The organism is Aeromicrobium sp., assembly GCF_036676885.1.
Lineage (GTDB): Bacteria > Actinomycetota > Actinomycetes > Propionibacteriales > Nocardioidaceae > Aeromicrobium.
The window spans coordinates 1-5,952 of sequence record NZ_JAKFCB010000411.1 but is presented as its reverse complement, the minus strand read 5'-3'; the positions used below and the strand labels follow the sequence as shown (position 1 = coordinate 5,952).

Genomic DNA, 5,952 nt, shown 5'->3' with positions numbered 1-5,952 from the left:
CCGAGCCGCCAATGACGGACCAGCAGCTCTACGACGCCATGGTCCACCTCAGCGAGGCCAAGTAGGGGCGGGCGGGCCTGCACGGTCAAGCCCACCCGCTCAACACGATTGCCACCACGGCCACTGACGACCTCACCCACCTCGAACGGATTGAGGCATCGAGGTACGTCATGCCGCCGCGGGTGGTCCGGCGCACTCGTTCGTTCTCACGTCGCGCTCGGCCCAGTGAACCGCCGGCTGATCAGCGTGCGGAGAACATCGCGACGGGGGTCGACGTCGCGTGGACGCGGCCGTCCTCGACCATGACGTCGAGGTGGGCGAGCGTCTCGCAGACCGCCATCATCTGGTTGAACGGATCGAGCTCGGCGAGTCGGCGCTCCCGGCGGGTCCATAGGAGCCGCCGGGCGACCTCGTGTGCGGTGGCCGGGGTGCCGAGGGAGCCCAGTACGCGCTCGGCCTGCTCGAACCGCTCGGCGTGATGGCCGAGCAGCTGCTCGACGCGCTCGTGCACGCTGTCGGTCGGGAAGCCGTGAGCCGGCATGAGGCGTCCGTCGGGTCGGGTGAGCAGCAGCCGAAGGGATGCGAGGTAGTGCTGGAGCGGGAGCTCGCGGGCCCCGAGCTCGAAGCCGATCGAGGGGGTGATCGTCGGCAGCACGTGGTCGCCGGTGAAGAGCAGTCCGTTGACCCGGTCCTGGAACACGACGTGCCCCTTGGTGTGTCCCGGGGTCGGGACGACCTCGAGCTGACGGCCACCCAGGTCGATCGTCCCGGCGTCGAGCCAGGAGTCCGGCAGCTCCCACGCCTCGTCGTCGAACGGCTCGGCGGCGGTGAGGTCGATCATGTCCGAGGCGAGCGCCGGGGCGCCGGCCCGCTCGAGCTCGCGGATGGAACCCACCGGGACGTTCGTGCGGATCGCCATGACCTCGTGGAGACCCGGTTGCTCGTGCTGGCCGAGGTGCACTCGTGAGCCGAAGAGCCGGCGCAGCTCGACCGCGAACGTGTAATGGTCGCGGTGGATGTGCGTGACGTACACGTCGTGGATGTCAGCGGGGGAGTAGCGGATCGTGGCGAGCGCGACGGTCAGCTCGCGGAGCGCCGACGGCACCCGCCACCCGCCGTCGATCAGCGCGAGCCCGCGCGGCGTCTCGATCGCGTACACGTTGATCGCCCGCAGGCCGTCGTTGGGCATCGTCAGCGGTATGCGGTGCACGCCGGGCGCGACCTCGAAGCAGCCGGGATCGGTCCAGGCCGAGGTCGGGACACCCGAGGTCGTGGTCACTCGTGAGCCACCATGACCTTCTCCTCGCCCATGATGGCGATCCGGCGGCCCCGCATGTCGCCGACGTCGGCCACCGCGTCCAGCCACTCCTGGCTGGCGAGCGCGGCCTCCATCGCCTCCTTGGAGTCGAAGCTGAGCACCGAGAGCCCGTCCCACCCCTCAGACTTCTCGCCCATGGCTTCGAGGATCTCGGTGTGGTGCCAGCGCCGCAGGCCCGGCAGGGCGTACGTCGGGTCGGCGTGGTCGTTGCGCCACCACTCGATGAACTGCTCGTGCGTCCAGTCACGCGGGCGAGCGGCGAGGACGATCAGGTTGTACATGGCTTCTCCTATGTCGTGGGGTGTTCGGCCGGCGTGCTGCTCAGCTCCGTGGCGAGCTTGACCGCGTCGTCGCGCGACAGCTTGCCGACGCGGTTCTGCGGCAGCGCCGCCACGCGATGGACGAACTCGGGCCACTTGAACTTGGCGAATCCGGCCGCGTCGAGGTGTGCGGTCACGGCGTCCAGGTCGATCTCGGCGCCGCTCGTGACGATGAGCGCGGCGGCGCGCTCACCCAGCAGGTCGTCGGGCACCGGCACGACGCAGACCTGCGCGACATCCGGCAGCTGCGCGATCGCGGCCTCGACCTCGTTGATGTCGATGTTGCGGCCACCGCGGATGATGATCTGCTTCTCGCGGCCCACGATGTTGAGCGTCCCGTCGGGGTTGATCCGGGCCAGGTCGCCGGTGGGGAAGAACCCGTCCGCCGTCAGGGCGGGCGGCTCGGGCGCACCGTTTCGGGCGTACCCGACGAAGAACGACGGTCCTTGCACCTGCAGCTGGCCGACCTCACCGACGTCGCGAGGGACTCCGGCCTCGTCCACGACGCGCACCGTGGTGCCGGGGAAAGGCCGGCCGTCGCGACCCAGCCGTACGTCCTCGTCCTCGGTCGGCAGGGGAGTCGTGTGACCGAGGCACTCCGACATCCCGAACACGCGGAGGAACTTCGTGCCGAGCGTACGTTCGGCACGGCCGAGCGCTCCGGAGTCCATCGGGCCGCCGCCCACCGTCATGGCGGTCAGCGACGAGAGGCTGCCGGCGGAGTCGGGCAGGATCGACAGCTGCAGCGCCATGGTCGGGACGAGCATCGTCCAGCGCACGTCGTGCTTCGCCATGAGGTGCAGCGCCGCTGACGGCTCCCAGCCGTCCAGCGCGACCATGGGTGAGCCGAGCATCGCCGGCAGGTACATGCCGAAGCAGAACGCCGCGACCGACGACAGCGGGACGAGCGCTCCGACGGGGTCGCCGGGCTGGAGCCCGACGGCGTCGATCGTGCACTGGCCGGCATAGCGCAGTGCCTCCTCGGACTGGACGACGCACTTGGGCCTCCCGGTCGAGCCGGACGTCATCGCCACGACGACCCCGCCGCGCCAGCGCTCCACGCCGCTGGTGGCACCCGGGCGCGCCGCGACGGTCCAGCCGTCGAGCGCCTCGGAGCGTGCGGAGAAGTGGTCCGTGGGAACGTCCCAGCCGATGATCACCGGCTCGGAGGCGATGACCACGTCAGGCACCAGGTCGCTGCACGCGATCGCGAACTCACCAGGCGTCGCATGCCGGCTGACCACGGCGATCAGGCCGCCGCGCATGCCGACGGCGAGCGCGGCAGACATCGTGCGCCAGGTGTTGTCGGCCTGGACGAGCACGGTCGGCGCGCCGTCGACGGTCGTGGCCAGGACGCGCGAGAGGATCTCCGCCTCGCGCATCACCTCGGCCGTCGTGTGGGAGCCGGAGGCGTCGATGACGGCGATCGTGTCGGGCGCCGTCTCGGCGCGTGCTGTGAGCTCCGCTACCAGTTGCTGCATGTACCTACCTCTTCCGGGCCAACCGCAAGGTTGGCGTCATCAGGATTGCATCGTGCGCTCATGGTCACCGGGCCGTCCAGCCCCCGTCGACGACGATGGTCTGGCCGGTGACGTATGTCGAGGCGTCGGAGCTCAGGAACAGCAGCGCTCCGTCGACCTCGCCCTCGTGGCCGCCACGACCCAGCATCGTGTTGCGGCGGACCCAGCCGGCCGATGCGTCGTTGGTGAACAGGCCGTCGGTCATCTCGGTGTCGAACCAGCCCGGCACGACGGTGTTGACGCGTATGCCGCGGCGTCCCCACTGGCCGGCGAGCTCACGCGTGAGGCCGATGACGCCGGCCTTCGAAGCGGCATAGCCGGCGCCGCCGATCGGGGCGGTGGAGACCATGCCGATGACCGACGACACGTTGATGATGGAGGCCCGCTGCGCCTCGCCCACGGTCTGCGTCACGGCGACGGCGAGGTGGAATCCCGCCGACAGGTTGAGGTCGAGGAGTGCGGCGAAGTCGGCGGGTGACTCGGTCTCCGCCTCGGGCGGCCCGGCGCGGCCGGCGTTGTTGACGAGCACGTCGACCCTGCCGTGATCGGCCACGACCCGGTCGACGAGTGACTGGCGATCGTCGGCATCGGTGATGTCGCATCGTACGGGGACGATGCGCTCGTCCTCCTTGGCCAGGACCTCGAGCCGGTCGAGCCGGCGAGCGGCCGCGTAGACCGTGGCGCCGGCACCGGCGAGCGTACGGGCGAAGCCCAGGCCCAGGCCCGACGACGCGCCCGTCACGATCGCGGAGCGGCCGGTGAGGTCGAACATCGACAAGGGTGATCGGTTCATGACTCGCTCCTCTCAGTAGACGGCCGTACGACCGCCGTCGACGGCGATCACCGACCCTGTTGTGTATCCGGAGCGCGGGCCGGCGAGGTGGACGACCATGCCCACGATCTCCTCCGGCCGGCCCAGGCGACCGGCGGGGAGACCGTCGACGACCAGGCCGATGAACTCGTCGTCCCAGTCCGCCGCCATGTCGGTCTCGAACGCGCCGGGCATGACGCAGTTGACCCGCACGGTCGGCGCGTACTCCTGGGCGTACGCCATCGTGAGCGCGTTGAGGCCGATCTTGGACGCCGAGTACATCGCCTCCGCCGGGCTGGGCCTGACCGCGCCGATGCTCGAGATGTTGATGATCGACCCGCCTCCGGCGGCTGCCATCCGGGCGCCGGCGACCGCCATCAGGCGGAACGGGCCCTTGAGGTTGACCTCGATCGTCTTGTCGAACAGCCCCTCGGGGACCTCGAGCAGCGAAGGCTTGAGCGGCGCGATGCCGGCGTTGTTGACGACGATGTCGAGGCTGCCGTGCTGCGCGATGATCGCGTCGACGGCGGGTTCGATCGCGTCCCACTGCCCGACGTGCAGGGCGAGGGGGGTCACGATGCTGCCGGTCTCCTCGGCGAGCGCTGCCGCGGTCTTCTCGCAGGCGTCCTCCTTGCGGCTCGACACGACGACCGTGGCGCCCTCGAGGGCCAGGCCTCGGGCGATCGCGCGGCCCAGTCCACGGGTCGCGCCCGTGACGAGGGCGACCTTGCCGTCGAGCTCGCGGGCGCTCACGGCGCCACCGCCGTCTGCCGCTTGAGCTCGAGCCGGGCGATCGTCCGCAGGTGCACCTCGGTCGGGCCGTCGGCGATCTGCAGGGCTCGGGTGATCGCGAAGAGCCGGGCCAGCACCGTGTCGTCACTGACACCGGCCGCACCGTACGTCTGCACCGCGCGGTTGACGACCGTGTGGGCCGTCTCCATCGCGGCGACCTTGATCGCGGCGACGTCGGAGCGGGCGGCGGCGTTGCCCGCGGTGTCCATCAGCCACGACGCCCGGAGCGTCAGGAGGCGGATCTGGTCGATCTCCATGCGGCTGCGCGCAATCCACTCGCGTACGACCCCGCGGTCGGCGAGCGGGCCACCGAACGCCTCGCGGGTCACGGCCCGATGGCACATCAGCTGCAGCGCGCGTTCGGCGAACCCGATGGCGCGCATCGCGTAGTGCATGCGCCCGGGTCCGAGCCGGCCCTGGGCGATCGCGAAGCCGCCGCCCTCCTCGCCGAGGATGTTGCTGACCGGGATCCGTACGTCGGTGAACTGCACCTCGCCGTGACCGAGGCGGTCGCGGTAGCCGAACATCGGCAGGTCGCGCAGGATCTCGATGCCGGGGGTGTCCAACGGCACCAGGACCATGCTCTGCTGCCGGTACGCCGGGGCGTCCACGTCGGACTTGCCCATGAAGATCACCAGGCGGCAGTCCGGGTCGAGGATCCCCGAGGCGTACCACTTGCGGCCGTTGAGCACGTACTCGTTGCCGTCGCGCCGGATCGTCGAGGTGATGTTGGTGGCGTCCGAGCTCGCGACATCGGGCTCGGTCATGGCGAACGCCGAGCGGATCTGGCACTCCAGGAGCGGCTTGAGCCACTCGTCCTTCTGCGCGTCGGTGCCGTACATCGCGAGGATCTCCATGTTGCCGGTGTCCGGAGCCGAGCAGTTGATCGCCTCGTTGCCGATGATCGACCGGCCGACGACCTCGGCGAGCGGGGCGTACTCGAGGTTCGTCAGGCCCGCACCGAGTCCGTCGTGCGTCATGAAGAGGTTCCACAGGCCCTGCTCACGGGCGATCGCCTGCAGGTCGCGCATGACCTGCGGCTGCTCGTGGGGATTGTCGTTGGCCTCGACCTGGGCGTCGTAGACCGCCTCGGCGGGGTAGACGTGCTCGGTCATGAACGTCTCGAGCCGCTCGAGCAGCGCGGTGGTGCGGGGTGAGTAGTCGAAGTCCACGAGGAACCCTCTCTGGTGT

6 protein-coding genes are annotated in these 5,952 nt (G+C 70.3%); all 6 read right to left on the bottom strand.

What is annotated here, in order from left to right; translation table 11 throughout:
• Positions 1 to 241 precede the first annotated feature (241 nt).
• Positions 242 to 1,279, bottom strand: coding sequence for an MBL fold metallo-hydrolase (locus V6M46_RS19205; protein ID WP_332668068.1), 1,038 nt, complete (start codon positions 1,277 to 1,279; stop codon positions 242 to 244).
• Positions 1,276 to 1,599 carry an EthD family reductase gene (locus V6M46_RS19200; protein WP_332668066.1) on the bottom strand — a complete coding sequence of 108 codons (324 nt, stop codon included), beginning with the start codon at positions 1,597 to 1,599 and terminating at the stop codon, positions 1,276 to 1,278. Before V6M46_RS19200 ends, V6M46_RS19205 begins: the two co-directional genes overlap by 4 nt.
• A gap of 8 nt (positions 1,600 to 1,607) precedes the next feature.
• Positions 1,608 to 3,119, bottom strand: a complete 1,512-nt coding sequence (locus V6M46_RS19195) for a class I adenylate-forming enzyme family protein (protein WP_332668065.1) — start codon at positions 3,117 to 3,119, stop codon at positions 1,608 to 1,610.
• A 64-nt stretch (positions 3,120 to 3,183) separates the two neighbouring features.
• The gene (locus V6M46_RS19190) at positions 3,184 to 3,951 is read right to left on the bottom strand and encodes an SDR family NAD(P)-dependent oxidoreductase (RefSeq protein WP_332668063.1); all 768 of its coding nucleotides are present in this window, start codon (positions 3,949 to 3,951) and stop codon (positions 3,184 to 3,186) included.
• Positions 3,952 to 3,963: 12 nt separating this feature from the next.
• Entirely contained in the window at positions 3,964 to 4,722 is a 759-nt protein-coding gene (locus V6M46_RS19185; protein ID WP_332668062.1) for an SDR family NAD(P)-dependent oxidoreductase, read from the bottom strand.
• The coding region (locus V6M46_RS19180; RefSeq protein ID WP_332668061.1) for an acyl-CoA dehydrogenase family protein at positions 4,719 to 5,952 on the bottom strand (1,234 nt) is incomplete at its 5' end. The genes V6M46_RS19185 and V6M46_RS19180, both read right to left, overlap by 4 nt.

What these genes read in the sequence shown, in the direction of transcription:
- V6M46_RS19200 (WP_332668066.1), bottom strand. Translation starts at nt 1,599, where the DNA reads ATGTACAACCTGATCGTCCTCGCCGCTCGCCCGCGTGACTGGACGCAC.
- V6M46_RS19195 (WP_332668065.1), bottom strand. Translation starts at nt 3,119, where the DNA reads ATGCAGCAACTGGTAGCGGAGCTCACAGCACGCGCCGAGACGGCGCCC.
- V6M46_RS19190 (WP_332668063.1), bottom strand. Translation starts at nt 3,951, where the DNA reads ATGAACCGATCACCCTTGTCGATGTTCGACCTCACCGGCCGCTCCGCG.